The organism is Parasedimentitalea maritima, assembly GCF_005771405.1.
GTDB classification, from domain to species: Bacteria; Pseudomonadota; Alphaproteobacteria; order Rhodobacterales; family Rhodobacteraceae; genus Parasedimentitalea; species Parasedimentitalea maritima.
This window is the reverse complement of sequence record NZ_VAUA01000007.1, coordinates 249,251-265,139: the sequence shown is the minus strand read 5'-3', so window position 1 is coordinate 265,139 and position 15,889 is coordinate 249,251. Positions and strand designations below refer to the sequence as shown.

Sequence of the window (15,889 nt, the reverse complement as noted above, 5' to 3'; positions counted from 1 at the left end):
AGGCTCAGCCGCGATAGCCGTTGCGGGTCTGCGGTAGTTTCATGTCCAGCACTGCACTTGCGACCTGATTGCGCAGCATCTGCGCGGTGCCGCCACCGATGGTGAACATTCGTGCATCACGCACCATGCGCTCCATTGGCAGACTGCGGCCGTACCCGCGCGCGCCAAAAATCTGCAACGCTGTATTGGTCACGGTGACGGCATTTTCAGCTGCAAAAACTTTGGCCTGCGCTGCCGCGTTTTTGTCGGGATAGCCTGTGCCGCCGCTTTTGGCTGCTTTGTAGATCAGGGCTTGGGCTGCACTCAGGCCGATTTCCATGTCGGCTATCATCCATTGTAACCCCTGGAATTCTGCAATTGGACGGCCAAACTGCTCGCGATCCTTGGCAAACTCCACTGCTCGTTCAAAGGCGCCCTGCGCAATCCCATGTGCCACGGTTGCTGCGCCAACACGCTGGCCATTATAGGCGCTCATCAGCGCTGCAAATCCGCGCTTAAACCCCTGCGGCAACTGGATCACATGCTCGTCCGGGACAAACATGTCCTCAAACAGGATCTCGGTCTCCGGGATGCCTCGCAGCCCCATCGCATATTCACGGGCGCCAATTTTCAGGCCCTCGGTGTCATCACGAAGCGCGATAAAACCGCCAATCCCCAGATCTTTGCCATCGTCGATGACCCGAGCAAACACCAGATGCAACTTGGAGACCCCGCCCCCGGTGATCCAATGCTTCTGGCCATTCAGAACATAACCACCATCCGTTTTCACCGCGGTGGTCGCCATTTCCGTCGCAGCACTACCCGCGCCTGGTTCGGTAATGCAAATCGCCGGCTTGTCACCTGCCAGCACATAAGATGCGGCCAGTTTCTTTTGTGCGTCCGAGCCATAGCCCATGATCGCACCGACACCGCCCATGTTGGCCTCAACCACAATCCGCGCGGTGACACCGCAATTGCGGGCCATCTGCTCAATCACCAGCACGGCGTCAAAGTAGCTCAATCCCCGACCACCAAACTCAGTGGGGATCGTCATCCCCATGAAACCGGCCTCGGTCAGCTTTTCAACGGTATCCCAAGGATAGTCTTCACTGCTGTCAACATCAGCGGCACGGTCCCGAACATGGCCGTCAGACAGGGCTTTGGCTGCTTGTTGCAGCGCTTTTTGGTCGTCGGTTAAGTCAAACACGGTAGGCTTCCTCAATTCGTTACGGCTCAGGCGGAGGCAGCGGCAGATCTCAGCTCTGCCATCTCATCCAAGATTTCTTCGCTGTCTGCGCCACACAACGGCGGCGCCCGGCGATAGGTCACAGGCGTTTTGGAAAACTTCGCAGGATTGCCGATCAAGTCGACGGTCCCGGTGCCTGATTTGGGGTGCTGCATCGACACTTTCATGTCCCGTGCCCGCACCTGATCACTGTCAAACACCTGATCCAGTTGATTAATCGGACCGCCCGGCACGCCACGCGCCTCCATTGCTGTCAACAACGGGGTTTGCTGTTGCTGCCGCAGCAATGGTGTCAGCAGAGCAATCAGAGCCTCGCGATTTTCCAGTCGCGACGGGTTGGTCGCATAATGCGGGTCCGCAGCCAGATCCGGACAGCCCAGAATGGTACAGAACCGGGCAAATTGCCCGTCATTGCCCACCGCCACAATGACATGGCCATCACTGACCTCGAACACCTGATAAGGAACTATGTTCGGGTGTTGATTACCACGACGCTGCGGCAGCTCCCCTGACAACAGATAATTGGTGCCCTCATTGACCAGCCAAGAGGTTTGCACATCCACCAGCGCAAGATCAATCTGCTGGCCTTCTCCGGTTGCATCACGGTGCCGCAACGCTGCCAGGATAGATGTCGCTGCATACATACCGGTCATCACATCACAGATCCCAACACCAACTTTCATCGGCTCGCCCTCGGGAACACCTGTCAGGCTCATGATGCCACCAAACCCCTGGGCCAGCAGATCATATCCGGCGCGATGCGCGTTAGGGCCTGCCTGCCCAAACCCTGTGATCGAACAATAGACCAGCCCCGGATGCTCGGCCTGCAAGTCATCGTAAGACAGCCCATAACGCGCCAATCCGCCAACCTTGAAGTTTTCAACCAGCACATCACAGGTGCCAAGCAGCTCCTTCACGATCGCCAAACCTTCAGCGGTGGCAATATCCACTGCAATCGACCGCTTGTTGCGGTTGGCCGACAGGTAATAAGCACTTTCGCTGCTAGCGACACCTGTCGCATCCGTTACATAAGGCGGCCCCCAACTGCGGGTATCGTCACCGGCACCAGGGCGTTCGACCTTGATGACATCAGCCCCCATATCACCCAAAAGCTGCGTACAGTACGGCCCAGCCAAGATGCGGCTAAGGTCCAGAATTCGCAGCCCGGCCAGCGGCCCTGTAGGTTTTTCGATTGATTGAACCCTGTTTACCACACCGCGCCTCGTCCAAAAATATGCGGCCCATTTTGTGGACCCATTTCAACTTGGGCCAACGATACCGATGAGAAAACATGTAGAAAAGCGATAAATTAGCGATTATAGTGTTCGAAATAGTAACAAAGGACTCGCCATGAACCTCCGTTTCTTGAGGACAGTTGTCGCCGTATCTCAATACCCAACCTTTGTGGCGGCTGGCGAAGCAATGGGCCTGAGCCATTCGGCCGTCAGCGTGCATATCAAGACACTGGAAGATGAGCTGCAAATCACTCTGGTTGATCGCAAAAAACGTCCGCCTGTCCTGACAGATCGTGGCATTGCACTAGTTGAACACGCGCAGAAAATTTTCGAAATAGTTGACGATATCAAGTCGTTAACCCATGAAGAAACGCTTATTGGGTCAATCACCATGGGGGTTGTCCCTTCAACTCTTGTGAACCTGGTCCCCCCCGCAATTGCCAGCCTGCGCGCCGCCCACCCAAAATTGCATATCAAGATCAAAACCGGGCTTTCGGCTGATCTGGCCCAACAAGTGCGCAACCGTGATTTGGATATGGCTGTGGTCACAGAACCCGATCGCCCTCTGGCCAATCTAAGGGCTCAGGTCATCTGCACGGAACCATTGCAGTTGCTGGCCCCAAAATCAGCGCAAAACATGACCGAAAAAGAGCTCTTCGCCAATTACCAGTTCATCTGGTTTAATCGCCAGACCTGGGCTGGCCAGCAGATCGAACGTCATATTCTCGACCGCAAGATCCATGTGGAATCAGCCATGGAGGTCAGCGCACTGGAAGCGGTGGAATCGCTGGTCCGACACGGTATTGGGATTTCAGTTGTACCCCAGCAAATGTGTGCACCAAAGGACCGACCCGATCTGACCGTCCGCGATTTTGGCTCTCAGGATCTCGCGCGTAAACTGATCATGCTGGATCGCAACAACAATCCACGACGCCGACTGTCCGACGCCCTGTTTGATGCCTTTCAAAACGTCATCAGTTCAGGCCCCGATGCCCAGAACGCAATCACCGACGCGCCGAAAATTTGATAGCCCAAGGGTAGACCGCCGGGCTAACAAAACGGCAACATTCAAGGTGGTGAAGTCAACACAAAAGGGGGGAAGTGGCGGACCGAGGAGGATTCGAACCCCCGACCCCCTGATTCGTAGTCAGGTACTCTATCCAGCTGAGCTATCGGTCCACTGTTTGCGGGGTTTAGTGGCAGCATGAGACAGGCGCAACCCCAAAATTTTGTCAAAATCACCTTGGGGCCAACCCTGTTGAGTGGCTGGGCTTGCTGCACTCCTCCTAAAGTGTCAGGCACAACAACGCAGACCTCCGCAATTGGTTGTCTCCATGCAATTGATAAGGAATGCAATCCAGCTATGGCTACTTGGTCCGATTTGGAAATGGAACTCAGCATTTGGCACGCGGCTGGGGTCACTCCGACGTTTTGGTGGCGCGATGATGACGCAGAATCCCCATCTCCTGCTCTGGATACTCTTTTAGCACTGGCCCAGCGACACAGCGTACCAATTCACCTCGCAGTTGTGCCAAAATCTGTCGGTCCTGCGCTGGCCAACCGCCTAAACCATGCAACCGATACCTATGTACTGCAACATGGCTTTGCACATGTGAACAACGAACCCTTCGGTGCCCGAGCGTCCGAAGTGGGCGAGCACCGTGATATCGATCTGCAATTGCGTGACCTGAAGGACGGGTGGCAACGTCTGGTTCAAGCTCAGATCCCCAACTTGCTGCCCGGTTTCGCTGCTCCATGGAACCGGATAGCTGACAAGACCGTTGCCCATTTCCCGGATCTTGGCTACCGGCTGCTTTCAACCTGTCACGCCCGCAAGTCCCCCTCGCCCGTTGCTGGCGTAACTCAGGTCAACATTCACTTCGATCCAATCCGCTGGAAACAGGGGCCGAAATTCCGCGGCACCGAAGCCACCCTTGAAGGTGTGGTCGAACATCTGGTGCAGCGCCGTACCGGGCTGGTGGACAAAACTGAGCCAACCGGGCTTTCAACCCACCACCTGCAAACGGACGATATAGTTTGGACCTTCACCGACCAGCTGCTAGAGCGCCTCACCCACAACGGGGCTAGCGAGTGGATTCGACTGTCTTCGTTTCTTGACCAACAATAGGCCTGCCTCATGATCGATATCACCTATGCCAGACCGGAAGAACGCGAAGAGATCGCGCAGTTCATGCAACAGGTGTTTCCACGCGCAAAATGGTCAATGGATGGCTGGCGGGCGATATTGGATGGTCGCTGGGGACGCCCCGATGATCCCTGTGCCGTCACTGTACGGGACAATGGAAAACTGGTCGGCGTTCTGGGCCTGATCACCGCCCAGCGCCCGACCGATCACGGCCTACGTGTTACCGCCAATATGACCTCATGGTACCTTCTAAAGCCATACCGGGGCACCGGCATTGGCCGCCGCATGATCGACCTGGCCACCGCCCGCGCTGACACTACAGTGACCGACTTCACCAGCTCCCCCGGTGCTGTTCACGCCGTCAAAAGCGCCGGTCTGGTGGAACTGGATACCACCCGCTTGATCTGGCATCCGCGCGCAGTGACAGCACCGCCGCTCCCGGTCCACGGCGAACCGCTTGCGCGCGCCGAAACCCTCGGCGCCAAAGACCTGCGCGTGCTGCGCGATCACGAAGGACTCGACCTAACCCCACTCATCGTAGAAACCCCTGACGGGCCCTGTGTCGTCATTTTATCGATCAAGCAGAAACATGACGACTACGTCACATATGAGGCCATGTACCTCGGCAACCGCACGCTCTTTGCCCGCAACGTCCGCGCCATTGCCGACAGCCTGCTACCGCAGGATCGCGCGATTCTATCGGTTGACCGCCGCCTACTGCCTGCCGATGTAACCCCTGACATGACCGAGGAGTTTGCAGTACCGCGGTTCTACACCCCAAACCGCATGTCACCAGAAGACATCGACCACCTTTATTCAGAGGTCGTCCTGCTTGGAATGAAGCTGTACTGACTGTTTTTCCTACATGTTGCCCCCCTTGCGGCCAGTTACACGAAGAAGTGTCCGCTGATGGTCAGGTAGAAGACTTGACCGCAAAAGGTGGGGCTATACGAACTACAGGTCAGGAATTATTATCTAGAAGATTGAAATGACCCAAACTTCTGAACGAGAAATCACTTTTGTGCGTCTACCTGGCGTCTCTGCCGACGACATAATTGCACATATGTCCGATCCCCGTGTGGCTGAACATATGCCCTTGCTGACGTTTGACTGGGATCACAAAACCGTCGCGGATTTTGTTGCCGCCAAAGAACAATGCTGGCAACGCGATGGGCTTGGCCATTGGGCCATTCTTTGCAATGGCGCATATGTCGGCTGGGGTGGATTTCAGAAAGAAGCGGATGAATGGGACTTTGGTCTGGTTCTAAGACCCCAAAGCTTTGGTTTGGGGGGGCGCATTTCAAAGAAGGCACTTAAGATCGCAAAGGCAGATCCAAGAATACCATTTGTGACATTCCTCTTGCCGCCATCCCGCAAAAATCTCGGTGCCCTCACCCGACTGGGCGCCCAGTTTGTTGAAGAGACCGAATATGCTGGCGCGCGGTTTCTGAAATACCGCCTGAACACTCTGTAGCACTGCTTTCAGGCACTTTGCCGCAAACGCAACACCACATCCTTCGAGAAGCAGGAAGCAATAGCGCCCAAATTGCCGGGCCCTATTGCTCCTTTCTGCTTATGAACTGTCGAAAACTTACTCTTCAATCATATCCACACGTGTTGCATGCCGCCCGCCTTCAAACTCGGCAGTGAGGAATGCATCCACGATGTCGAGCGCCAGCCCTTCTCCGACCACGCGCACGCCAATCGACAGCATGTTGGCATCATTATGCTGGCGGATCATGCTGGCCGAGAAGGTGTCAGAGCAGACGCCGCAACGGATGCCTTCCACTTTATTTGCTGCCATCATGATTCCCTGACCCGTGCCACACAGGATGATACCAAACCGGCAGTCACCAGACGCGACCTGCTGCGCGGCTGCTTTACCATGTATGGGGTAGTGTGTGCTTTCAGGCGTGGTTGGTCCAATATCAACCACGTCCCAGCCTTTTGCCGCGATATGATCTGCAACGACCTGTCGGAGCTGAATGGCGGCGTGATCGCTGGAGAGGACGATGCGTTTGCTGTCTGTCATGGGGAAGATGTCCTGTTTCCCAATGCAACTTAACGTCTTGGCCCAATTGCATCAGGTGATCTTTGTTGTATCAATTTTCCGGTTTTTGGATGGTAGCATAGGCTGCGCAAAGATCTAACCACCGAATGATACAGGCTGGCATAAATCAACCCGGAAAAACCGGCCGTCATTTGCATTCGAAATTGGAAAGTGGCGGACCGAGGAGGATTCGAACCCCCGACCCCCTGATTCGTAGTCAGGTACTCTATCCAGCTGAGCTATCGGTCCACTAAGGGCGGGATGTAATCTGAGCGGCGGAAATGAGCAACCCCAAAAACGAATTTAAATGGTGCCATCCCCTTTGGGCAGGCAAACATCAAAAATGGTGCCCTCGGGACCGGTCTGACGCAGGCTGACGGATCCCCCATGGCCCCGGCTCAACTCGGCTGCAATTGCCAACCCCAACCCCGACCCACCTTTGCGGGCGCCTCCTTGAAACGGAGTGAACAGATTCTCCCGTGCCCGCTTGGGCAGCCCCGGCCCGGTATCACTGATACTGATCCACCAGGCGTCGCTATCTTCAAAGGCCGAGATTGTCACCGTTCCCGCATTGCCAGTGGCAGTGATCGCCTGCCTGGCATTGCGCGCCAGGTTCATCACAATGCGATAAATCTGTTCGGGGTCGGCGCGCACCACCAGATCCGCCGGAACCTCGCTGACAATGACGACCTTATCATCGCCCAGCGTCACCCGTTCCGCTTCGACCAGATCATCAACCACTTCGCACAAATTCACCATGGTCAGCGTTGGGGCGGGTTCTTCTGCGCGTCCAAAGGCCAATGTTCCCTCACACAATGACACCGCGCGGGTGATCGAGTTCACCAGTTTAGGCGCCAAACGTCGAACCAAGGGGTCTTCACTCATCTCAATCCGGTCGGTGAACAGCTGTGCTGATGTCAGGATATTGCGCAGGTCATGGCTGACCTTGGCCACCGCCTCGCCCAATTGCGCCAGCCGTTCCTTTTGCTTTAGCGCCTGGGTTAGTTCTGTCTGCAACTGCAACAAGGCTTCTTCAGCTTCGCGCAGTTCCGTCACACCGGCGCTGGGATGGATAATACCACGGGCGTCTTCGGGGGCAGCAGCATAGCGCTGCATATACCCCACCACCACTTTGATAGGCTTGACCAAAATGGCCCTCACCGCGACAAACAACAGCAACGCCGTGAACACCGAAATCACAGCCGACAGCACCAGGATTCGCACCCCGTAATCCAGCATTGCCATCCGCAGCGGTGCAGTCTCCATCGTGACCTCAATCAGCAAACCAGCCTCACGCACTGGCGCACCGATTACGCGGACGACCTGATTGCCCGGAGTCACCAAACGGACCATTGCATCCTTGATCAGAACAACCGGACTCGCCATCCGCAGATCGTATGTCTCGTCGATGGGTTGTGGGATAGGTGAGGATAGCATCAACTGGCGCATTTCATCACGCCGCAGCACCACGTTGAACACCCCTGCGTTTTCCAGCAGTTCGGCCTCTAGGGCCGTTTCCAGCATATCATCCGCCAGTAATGCCAGCGATGCGATCTGCGCCCGCTCCAGACGCGCCAGCAGGTAATCCTCACGAAACCGGGCGATCGACGGCACAAAAATCAGAATTTCTGCCAACATCACGAAAATCGTGGTCAGGATCAGAAATCGGCCTGAGAGCGAATTCAGCATTGCGGCCTTTCTGGCTCAGGGAATCCAGCGCTGTACAAACTGGACCGCGGGTTTAACGAATTGACTATCAAAAAGCCGCGGCGAGAAATAGGCCCCAGCTACACGTTTGTTGATCTCGCCAATCGTCGGATAGGGCGCCACCATCGCCGCAATCTGGCTCATCTTCAACCTGTTGGCCAGAGCCAGCGACCAGGTGCTGATCAACTCGCCCGCTTGATGCCCAACAATCGAGGCCCCAACGGGTCGTCCTTTGGCCACCATCACCTTGATAAACCCTTTGGTCTTACGCTCTGCCATGGCCCGGTCGTTATGCAGGTAGTCGAATCGGATAACCTCGAGTTTGGCCCCATAGACATCTCGCGCCTGACGTTCCGTCATCCCCACCTGCGCCAATTCAGGGTCGGTATAGGTGGTCCAGGGGATGTGGTCAGTTTTCGCGCGTGATGGCAGCCCAAATAGGACGGATCGTATGATGACCCCGGCTTGATACCCGGCCACATGAGTGAACTGCATCCCACCCGCCACGTCGCCAATCGCATAGACGCGTTTGTTGCTGGTGCGCAGCTCGTCGTCGACCTGAATGCCTGTCCGGTGAGTTGCGATGCCTGCAGCCTCTAGGTTTAAGCGGTCGGTATTGGCTTTGCGCCCGACCGCCATCAGCAAATGCGACCCTTTGAAGATACTCCCATCCTTGGTTTCAACCTCAATTGCCCCAGCCGTGCCGCGCACTTTGCTCACCAGTGCGCCCTCGGCAATCTCGACACCTTCATCGCGAAGGCTATCCAGAACGATCTTTGCCAGTTCGGGATCATCTTTGCCCAGCGCTCTTGCAGCTTCGATGACGGTGACTTTGCAGCCCAGCCGGACATGCGCCTGAGCCATTTCCATGCCAATCGGACCACCGCCAATGATCAACAGGTGATCTGGCTTTGTCCGCTGATCAAACAGGGTCTCATTTGTCTCATAAGGCACATCCGCCAGACCAGGGATTGGTGGCACAAGCGGTGAAGACCCCGTCGCGATCACTACACGACGCGCGGTTATCACCTGCTCCCCTGCCTGTACCTGCGTCGGAGAGATGAAATGGCCGAACTCCCGGATCACCCGCACGCCAAAACTTTCGAACCGGTCCTGACTGTCCATCGGCTCTATGGATCTAATCACGCCTTGGACATGGTCCATTGCAGCCGCATAGCTCACCTGCGGCACTTGATCTGCGACGCCTAAGGCTGCGGTGTTGTTCTGCCCATAAGCGGCTTTGGCGCTGGCTAGCAGCGCCTTGGAAGGCACACAGCCATAGTTCAGGCAATCGCCACCCATCTTGTGGCCTTCCAGCAGCACCACATCGGCCCCCATCTGGCTGGCACCTGCGGCAACTGACAGCCCACCGGACCCGGCACCAATAACAAGCAGGTCACATTCGATATCTGTCATCCTCGGGCCTCTTTCTTGCTACGGATCGAGTTAATAATGATCGGCAGTGTTGCAAGGGCACAGAGCGCCAAAATTGGCCCAATGATATGAGGCTCCCACAACAGAGACAGGTCCGGATCGCCCCCCCTATCGAACACCTCGCCAAGCCCTACGCCAATCCAGGTAAAGACTATAGCACCGGGAATGATGCCCAGCGCGGTGGTCCACAAAAAGGTTCGAAACCTGACCCCAACCAGTGCGGGCAACAAATTGGCGACAAAGAATGGCACCGCAGGCACCAGCCTGATCAGCAGCAGCACCGGCACCTCATTTTCCCGCAATCCGGTTTTGAACTTTTGCATTCGTCCTTCAGACGCTTCCAGCTTCGCCGCCAGCAGGTCGCCCAGCCCCAGCCGCGCTGCCGTAAAAATTGCTGCCGCGCCGATAGTCGCCGCCGAGACGTTGAACAAGGTACCTGCGGCCAGTCCAAACAAGAACCCACCCGTCACCGATGCAACAGCCGCCCCCGGGAGCGAAAAGGCTACGATGGTTATGTAAACTGCAAGGAACAGCACAACGAGGCCCGCAAAATTCTGATCGCGGTAAGCCAACAGCGATTCGCGATTGTCACGCAGGGTGTCAAAGCTCAGATAATCGCGCAGGGTAAAGGCACCGATCACCGCAACCACCAGCACGACCAACAATGGCAGATGGCGCAAAATGGAGCGTTTGGGCGTGTTACTCGTTTCAGTCATTGGCAATTTGGTCTCCGTTTGTCCCCTGCTATGCTCAAAATGTGGATGAGGCGAGTACAGGTACAGAGAAATCACGGCTCAGTGATCACAGCCAGCAGATTTGTGAGAATGGTTTCAGAAACTGGTCCGCCCCCGCCCTTCCTGATGCCGATTGACACCGCAACCTCCGCAAACCATCCTTCACCCCAATCCAAAAAGTCAAAAAAATAGCGATCCGACCGAAAACCCACCTCACAGGGTTTGACTCGCCCGCCAATCCCTTCTAATGACCGGGTTCGAGATAGACACCTCGGGGGCTTTTGTATGCCTTCGACATAAATAGATGGAGACCGGAGCGATGAAACGCACCTTTCAGCCTTCGAACCTGGTTCGTAAACGTCGCCACGGTTTTCGTGCGCGCATGGCCACTAAGGCAGGCCGCAAGATCCTGAATGCACGTCGTGCACACGGCCGCAAAGAGCTGAGCGCATAAACGCGCACTCAGTTTTCTGACGGATTTTAGACCGCCGGAGGCCCCCACGGATGGCATTGCCACCCTTGGGAAACGCCTCCGGCGGTTTCCGTTTGTCCATCGCCTCTTTCAATTGCCATAGGTCAATATGCAGGTACTCTCCAAACGCAGCGAATTCCTTGCTGCTGCCCGCGCCCGTCGGCAAGGCAGCAAAGGCATGATGGTGCAGGGTCGCAATCGCGGCGATGGTGATGGGATTCGGGTTGGGTTTACCTGTTCCAAGAAAGTCGGCAATGCCGTGGCCCGCAATCGTGCCAAACGTCGGTTGCGTGAAGTAGCGCGGCTAAATCTGGCCGAGCATGGCCTGCCCGGTTGGGACTATGTTCTGATCGGACGCGCCAAGGAAACCGCCAATCGGCCTTTTGAAGACCTGCAGGGCGATTTCCTCTATGCGTTGAAGAAAATTCACCGCTGATCTCTTTCCTGTTCCTGTTGGCGCCCCTATTTATCCTCTCATGAACCCGCTGGCCCATATCATCGCCCTGCCCGTACGGGCCTATCGGCTGATCTTCAGCCCCTGGGTTGGCTTCAACTGCCGTTATCAACCGACATGTTCGGCCTACGCGCTAGAAGCCCTTGAAAAGCATGGTGCGTTCAAGGGCAGCTGGCTGGCCGCCAAACGTATCGGGCGTTGTCACCCCTTAGGACGCGATGGCTATGATCCTGTCCCTGATAAGAACGACCCACCAGCGCCCTAAGCAACACTCCGTTTTAGACGGCGCGCTAAATTAGTCATTGGTCGAAGCAACTTTTGACGGTCAAACCACTGCAGGTCATGAATGTCGGACCGTGAGGGGCGCTGCACAGCTAGCGGCGGGTCAACCGCCACTGTCACCAATTCCGGATGACTTTTGCGAAACCAGGAGTAGGCACCATCAACATGCATCGCGCCGCCACGCGGATCGCCAGCAGGGCGCTGCAGAATGTTCTTCAGGTAGGGCAATGCCTTTACCGCGCACCGCCCGGAAACCCCATAGAAATGCAAACATTCAATTGCGGCATCCGGCGCGACCAATGCGATTCGCATTCTTTGTTTGAAATCGGGCTTTGGGACCCCCGCTGGCATATGCCCATAGACCATATCCCAATCAATTTGCTTCAAGTATCGCGACACCTCTCTGAACCGAAGCGAGAAGTTGTCTGAAAAATCCGCGTCATCTTCCAGCACCAGAAATCGTTTCAAATTCATCGATATCGCTTGTTCCAAAACCCCAATGTGGCTCAGAAAACAGCCGCGCGTGCCAATGGATGGAAAGCCAAGTTTGCGTCTGGGTCTGACTGCAGGAAAAAGACACACATCCGGGTGCCCCAACCCCAACCCCACTGATTTCAGCTGTTGATCGATACCGAGCCGTCGATCTTTGCGGTTTGGCAGATTGATAACAAACACTTTGTCAAAGGCATTCAACAATGCGGCGCGGCTTGTTTGCTTCTCACTCATGCTTGGCCTCGTATGTAACGCAGTTGCAAAACCAGAGTAAGTACTTCCCCGAACAAGACGTAGGTCCCATCCGGATAGCGGCCAGTCCCACACGGGTACAGTGCACCGCATTTCTGGGCACTGCTCGCCTCGGATCACCCTGAGCAATCATGGATAAGAGGGTTGGCTCAGTTGCCAGCTAGATGCGCAGCAAACAGATCAAGAAACGCTTGTTTTTCCTTCTTATGCGCCCGCATCTCTTCAACTTCTGCATCAATACTGGTCACCCCACCGCCGTCGCCAACAACAACAAGCATGGCCATACCGTATTGCCCGTGCCGGTTGCAGCGCAGCCCATAGACGCCCGGTTCGTCGAATTGCACTTCGACCCTCGGCTTGTTGGAAATGGCAACCGGATCTCTGTCCGCAGGCCAAAGTTGTGGCACCGAATGAACGGTGTGCTGACCACGGCTATTCAGAAACACCAGGGCTTCACCTGGCTCAAGCTGAACCAGCGGTGGATCAAAGCGAAACATACCCGTCGCCGCTGTCGCCATCGGGTCGGTGACCTGGTTCACATCGTGTTTCATCCCCTGTGAGAGATCGACAGTGATGTTCTCGGCCAAGACCGGGGCAGCTGCAAAAGCCATCAAAAACAGATAAGAAGAAATTCGTTTCATAAGGGTCACCTGAACACGGACACAAACGCAGGATTGCACTGCTGTTGCGACTGGCTAGCACAGCCATAAACTGATCGACCTTGCGCTAGCTCAACTCAACACCAACAACCGTAGTGCAGCTTTGTGGAAGTAAGACCTACCCAAGCTGGTTTTTTCTTGGCAAAACGCCCCCCAAACGCTAGGGGGCCGACATGCTTGATACAGACCTTGACGATATCCACCCGCTGTTTGCCGGCGCTCCCTCGACCACCGGGTTCAAAAAGCTGCGCAAGCGTATTGTGCGCTATACACGCGAGGCTATTGAACAGTACGGTATGATCGAACAAGGTGCCCGCGACCCGGATGCCAAGCCGCAGAAGTGGCTGGTCTGCCTGTCTGGCGGTAAAGACAGTTATACCTTGCTGGCAGTCCTGTATGAGCTGAAATGGCGCGGACTACTGCCGGTTGATCTTTTGGCCTGCAACCTGGATCAGGGGCAACCCGGATTTCCGGCAACTGTTTTGCCTGAATTTCTCGAAAAAATGGGCGTGCCGCACCGAATCGAATATCAGGACACCTACAGCGTGGTGATGGACAAGGTTCCAGCTGGTCGCACGTTCTGTGCGCTGTGCTCGCGCCTGCGCCGGGGTAACCTGTACCGTGTTGCCCGCGAAGAAGGGTGTTCTGCTGTGGTGCTGGGCCATCACCGGGATGACATTCTGGAAACCTTTTTCATGAACCTGTTTCATGGCGGTCGTTTGGCCACGATGCCCCCCAAGTTGATTAATGAAGAGGGCGATCTGTTTGTTTACAGACCCCTGGCGCATGTCGCCGAGGCTGATTGTGAAAAGTTTGCCCGTTCAATGAACTATCCGATCATCCCCTGTGATCTGTGTGGCAGTCAGGACGGGTTGCAGCGTCAGCAGGTCAAACAGATTCTCGATGGATGGGAATCAAACAGTCCCGGGCGCCGCCAAGTGATGTTCCGCGCTCTGATGAATGCCCGCCCTTCGCACCTGTTGGACCCCAAATTATTTGATTTCTTGGGTCTGGAACGAAAAAAAACCGAATCCGATACAAATTTCGGTGAAATTCCCGTCCTGCGTTAACGGTCGAGTCAGACCAACGACCCTATTCTCCTATTAGCGCGTAAGGTGCGTTTAGGCGAAAGGTCATTTCATGCTCAATCCGAATTCAGGTCGACTGATGCGAATTCGTAGCAAGATCGCTCCGGTCCTGCTTGGCCCTCCGGTTCTTGCATTTATACCAGCACTGACCCTTGCCATGTTCTGGCTGGGCGGTGAGGTTGCATTGCTGAGTGTCGCACTGGGGCTACCGATCGTGTTTGCCGCCATGGGTGCTTTTGGCAATTCCAAGATGTCATACATTCCGCGTGATAGCGTCACTGGCATGTTGTTGCGTGAAGGTTTCGAAATGGAGCTTGAGCGGGTCTACTACGGCACCGATGACACCGGCCTGAGATCTGCCACCCTGGTTTTGGAAATTGACGAATACAAGGAACTGGTCACGCGGCATGGTCAATCCGCCGGAGATGCGGCGTTGCAACGTTGCGGCGAACGAATCGTTGCGACACTTCGTGACAACGACACCGTTGCCCGGATTGGCGATAGTAAATTCGGAATCTGCCTGATGCCGGTACAACAGCTAGACCTTGAGCTCACCGTGCAACTGGCCGGCCGGTTGCAGGCCGCACTAGAAGAGCCCATTTCGCTGGATGGCGCCTCGATTTACCTGTCCTGTTCGGTTGGCTTCTGCATGCGTAACCGCGCCCCAGGAAACAGTCCCTCGGACTGGTTATCAGCCTCCACCGCCGCGTTGGGCGATGCGCAGCATAACGGACCATCAGGTATTCGTGCCTATAGCGCCGACATTCACCGCCGCACCAAGGCGCGCAGCGATCTGCGTGAAGATGCCGCCACAGCACTGGAAGGTGGTCAAATTCAGCCCTGGTTCCAGCCGCAGATTTCAACCGACACCGGTAAAGTAACTGGATTTGAGGCACTGGCCCGCTGGTCGCACCCTGTACATGGCATGATCCCGCCCTCCACCTTCCTGCCTGCCTTGGAAGAGGCTGGATTGATGGAACGTCTCAGCCAGGTAATGCTGTATCACGCGCTGACGGCTCTTAAGGCCTGGGATGCCGCCGGAGTGGATGTCCCTACCGTTGGTGTCAACTTTGCTACTGATGAATTGCAGAACCCTGGTCTGGTGGACCGCGTCAAATGGGAAATGGAACGGTTTGATCTGGCTCCGGAACGGCTCTCGGTTGAAATCCTTGAAACTGTTGTCAGCGATTCCCCCGATGATGTGATCACCCGCAATATCTCTGGCCTTGGAACTCTGGGCTGCCAGATTGATCTGGATGACTTCGGCACAGGCCATGCCTCGATTGCCTCGGTACGCCGCTTCAACATCTCGCGCATCAAAATCGACCGGTCTTTTGTGATGAAAGCTGATCGCGACCCGGAACAGCAAAAACTGATCGGTGCCATTCTGACGATGGCCGAGCGGCTGGAGCTGGAAACCCTGGCCGAAGGTGTGGAAACCGTGGGCGAACACGCGCTGTTGGCGCAGCTTGGCTGTGACCATGTGCAGGGCTTTGGCATTGGTCGCCCGATGCCATTTGACCAGACACTGGACTGGATCACTGCCCATCAGGCAAAACTGCAGGACGCCCCCGCAATTGGCAAACAGCGCAGCTAACAGCGGCTGAATTTACCAATTGGGGCGTATTGACGCCCCGATCCTCCCGAATCTGCTTGACC

General features: G+C 55.8%; 16 protein-coding genes, 2 tRNA genes and 1 pseudogene. 9 read left to right on the top strand and 10 right to left on the bottom strand.

The genetic code is table 11. The annotated features are described in order from the left end of the window. Positions 1 to 4: 4 nt before the first annotated feature. Both acdA and FEE96_RS15355 read right to left on the bottom strand, forming a co-directional pair. Positions 5 to 1,186, bottom strand: coding sequence for a 3-sulfinopropanoyl-CoA desulfinase (gene acdA / locus FEE96_RS15360; protein WP_138163997.1), 1,182 nt, complete (start codon positions 1,184 to 1,186; stop codon positions 5 to 7). A 26-nt stretch (positions 1,187 to 1,212) separates the two neighbouring features. After that, on the bottom strand, positions 1,213 to 2,439 hold the full coding sequence (locus FEE96_RS15355) for a CaiB/BaiF CoA transferase family protein (RefSeq protein WP_212744776.1): 1,227 nt from the start codon (positions 2,437 to 2,439) through the stop codon (positions 1,213 to 1,215). Positions 2,440 to 2,575: 136 nt separating this feature from the next. Between FEE96_RS15355 and FEE96_RS15350 the strand changes: the two genes are divergently transcribed. Continuing rightward, positions 2,576 to 3,487, top strand: a complete 912-nt coding sequence (locus tag FEE96_RS15350) for a LysR substrate-binding domain-containing protein (protein ID WP_138163996.1) — start codon at positions 2,576 to 2,578, stop codon at positions 3,485 to 3,487. 75 nt (positions 3,488 to 3,562) lie between these two features. Here FEE96_RS15350 and FEE96_RS15345 read toward each other — a convergent pair. Continuing rightward, positions 3,563 to 3,639, bottom strand: a tRNA-Arg gene (locus FEE96_RS15345). 184 nt (positions 3,640 to 3,823) lie between these two features. Between FEE96_RS15345 and FEE96_RS15340 the strand changes: the two genes are divergently transcribed. The 3 genes from FEE96_RS15340 (at position 3,824) to FEE96_RS15330 (ending at position 6,080) form a co-directional block, all read left to right on the top strand. Next, entirely contained in the window at positions 3,824 to 4,588 is a 765-nt protein-coding gene (locus FEE96_RS15340; protein ID WP_138163995.1) for a polysaccharide deacetylase family protein, read from the top strand. Positions 4,589 to 4,597: 9 nt separating this feature from the next. Beyond that, positions 4,598 to 5,458 (top strand): GNAT family N-acetyltransferase, encoded by an 861-nt coding sequence (locus tag FEE96_RS15335; RefSeq protein ID WP_138163994.1) that lies wholly within the window; start codon positions 4,598 to 4,600, stop codon positions 5,456 to 5,458. Between the two features lie 136 nt (positions 5,459 to 5,594). Further along, entirely contained in the window at positions 5,595 to 6,080 is a 486-nt protein-coding gene (locus FEE96_RS15330) for a GNAT family N-acetyltransferase (protein WP_138163993.1), read from the top strand. Positions 6,081 to 6,197: 117 nt separating this feature from the next. Here the strand turns inward: FEE96_RS15330 and rpiB are convergent, their stop codons facing one another. The 5 genes from rpiB to FEE96_RS15305 all read right to left on the bottom strand — a co-directional run bounded on the left by rpiB (position 6,198) and on the right by FEE96_RS15305 (position 10,513). Then, entirely contained in the window at positions 6,198 to 6,638 is a 441-nt protein-coding gene (rpiB, locus tag FEE96_RS15325; protein WP_138163992.1) for a ribose 5-phosphate isomerase B, read from the bottom strand. 190 nt (positions 6,639 to 6,828) lie between these two features. Further along, positions 6,829 to 6,905, bottom strand: a tRNA-Arg gene (locus tag FEE96_RS15320). A gap of 54 nt (positions 6,906 to 6,959) precedes the next feature. Beyond that, the gene (locus FEE96_RS15315; RefSeq protein ID WP_138163991.1) at positions 6,960 to 8,345 is read right to left on the bottom strand and encodes a sensor histidine kinase; all 1,386 of its coding nucleotides are present in this window, start codon (positions 8,343 to 8,345) and stop codon (positions 6,960 to 6,962) included. A gap of 15 nt (positions 8,346 to 8,360) precedes the next feature. After that, positions 8,361 to 9,779, bottom strand: coding sequence for a dihydrolipoyl dehydrogenase family protein (locus FEE96_RS15310; protein ID WP_138163990.1), 1,419 nt, complete (start codon positions 9,777 to 9,779; stop codon positions 8,361 to 8,363). After that, entirely contained in the window at positions 9,776 to 10,513 is a 738-nt protein-coding gene (locus FEE96_RS15305) for a TVP38/TMEM64 family protein (protein WP_138163989.1), read from the bottom strand. Before FEE96_RS15305 ends, FEE96_RS15310 begins: the two co-directional genes overlap by 4 nt. A gap of 337 nt (positions 10,514 to 10,850) precedes the next feature. On the opposite strand from FEE96_RS15305, the gene rpmH reads away from it, so the two are divergent. From rpmH to yidD, 3 genes and pseudogenes are all read left to right on the top strand, one after another. Then, positions 10,851 to 10,985 (top strand): 50S ribosomal protein L34, encoded by a 135-nt coding sequence (gene rpmH, locus FEE96_RS15300; protein WP_127747158.1) that lies wholly within the window; start codon positions 10,851 to 10,853, stop codon positions 10,983 to 10,985. Between the two features lie 16 nt (positions 10,986 to 11,001). After that, positions 11,002 to 11,439: pseudogene (gene rnpA / locus FEE96_RS15295) on the top strand (ribonuclease P protein component). A gap of 40 nt (positions 11,440 to 11,479) precedes the next feature. Then, the gene (yidD, locus tag FEE96_RS15290; protein ID WP_138163987.1) at positions 11,480 to 11,722 is read left to right on the top strand and encodes a membrane protein insertion efficiency factor YidD; all 243 of its coding nucleotides are present in this window, start codon (positions 11,480 to 11,482) and stop codon (positions 11,720 to 11,722) included. Here yidD and FEE96_RS15285 read toward each other — a convergent pair. Beyond that, positions 11,719 to 12,465, bottom strand: coding sequence for a glycosyltransferase family 25 protein (locus FEE96_RS15285; protein WP_171021725.1), 747 nt, complete (start codon positions 12,463 to 12,465; stop codon positions 11,719 to 11,721). The two genes, yidD and FEE96_RS15285, sit on opposite strands and share 4 nt — an antisense overlap. 167 nt (positions 12,466 to 12,632) lie before the next feature. Next, entirely contained in the window at positions 12,633 to 13,124 is a 492-nt protein-coding gene (locus tag FEE96_RS15280; protein ID WP_138163985.1) for a plastocyanin/azurin family copper-binding protein, read from the bottom strand. Positions 13,125 to 13,315: 191 nt separating this feature from the next. Here FEE96_RS15280 and ttcA point away from each other — a divergent pair, with 191 nt between their 5' ends. Both ttcA and FEE96_RS15270 read left to right on the top strand, forming a co-directional pair. Next, complete coding sequence (gene ttcA, locus FEE96_RS15275; protein ID WP_138163984.1) at positions 13,316 to 14,212, top strand: tRNA 2-thiocytidine(32) synthetase TtcA; 897 nt, start codon at positions 13,316 to 13,318, stop codon at positions 14,210 to 14,212. A 97-nt stretch (positions 14,213 to 14,309) separates the two neighbouring features. Further along, the gene (locus FEE96_RS15270) at positions 14,310 to 15,827 is read left to right on the top strand and encodes a putative bifunctional diguanylate cyclase/phosphodiesterase (RefSeq protein ID WP_246079465.1); all 1,518 of its coding nucleotides are present in this window, start codon (positions 14,310 to 14,312) and stop codon (positions 15,825 to 15,827) included. The last annotated feature ends 62 nt before the right edge of the window (positions 15,828 to 15,889 follow it).

Coding starts and splice junctions, on each gene's coding strand:
- FEE96_RS15330 (WP_138163993.1), top strand. CDS start 5,595: ATGACCCAAACTTCTGAACGAGAAATCACTTTTGTGCGTCTACCTGGC.
- FEE96_RS15280 (WP_138163985.1), bottom strand. CDS start 13,124: ATGAAACGAATTTCTTCTTATCTGTTTTTGATGGCTTTTGCAGCTGCC.
- FEE96_RS15350 (WP_138163996.1), top strand. CDS start 2,576: ATGAACCTCCGTTTCTTGAGGACAGTTGTCGCCGTATCTCAATACCCA.
- FEE96_RS15305 (WP_138163989.1), bottom strand. CDS start 10,513: ATGACTGAAACGAGTAACACGCCCAAACGCTCCATTTTGCGCCATCTG.
- FEE96_RS15315 (WP_138163991.1), bottom strand. CDS start 8,345: ATGCTGAATTCGCTCTCAGGCCGATTTCTGATCCTGACCACGATTTTC.
- FEE96_RS15310 (WP_138163990.1), bottom strand. CDS start 9,779: ATGACAGATATCGAATGTGACCTGCTTGTTATTGGTGCCGGGTCCGGT.
- FEE96_RS15285 (WP_171021725.1), bottom strand. CDS start 12,465: ATGAGTGAGAAGCAAACAAGCCGCGCCGCATTGTTGAATGCCTTTGAC.
- yidD (WP_138163987.1), top strand. CDS start 11,480: ATGAACCCGCTGGCCCATATCATCGCCCTGCCCGTACGGGCCTATCGG.
- rpiB (WP_138163992.1), bottom strand. CDS start 6,638: ATGACAGACAGCAAACGCATCGTCCTCTCCAGCGATCACGCCGCCATT.
- FEE96_RS15270 (WP_246079465.1), top strand. CDS start 14,310: ATGCGAATTCGTAGCAAGATCGCTCCGGTCCTGCTTGGCCCTCCGGTT.
- FEE96_RS15335 (WP_138163994.1), top strand. CDS start 4,598: ATGATCGATATCACCTATGCCAGACCGGAAGAACGCGAAGAGATCGCG.
- FEE96_RS15340 (WP_138163995.1), top strand. CDS start 3,824: ATGGCTACTTGGTCCGATTTGGAAATGGAACTCAGCATTTGGCACGCG.
- ttcA (WP_138163984.1), top strand. CDS start 13,316: ATGCTTGATACAGACCTTGACGATATCCACCCGCTGTTTGCCGGCGCT.
- rpmH (WP_127747158.1), top strand. CDS start 10,851: ATGAAACGCACCTTTCAGCCTTCGAACCTGGTTCGTAAACGTCGCCAC.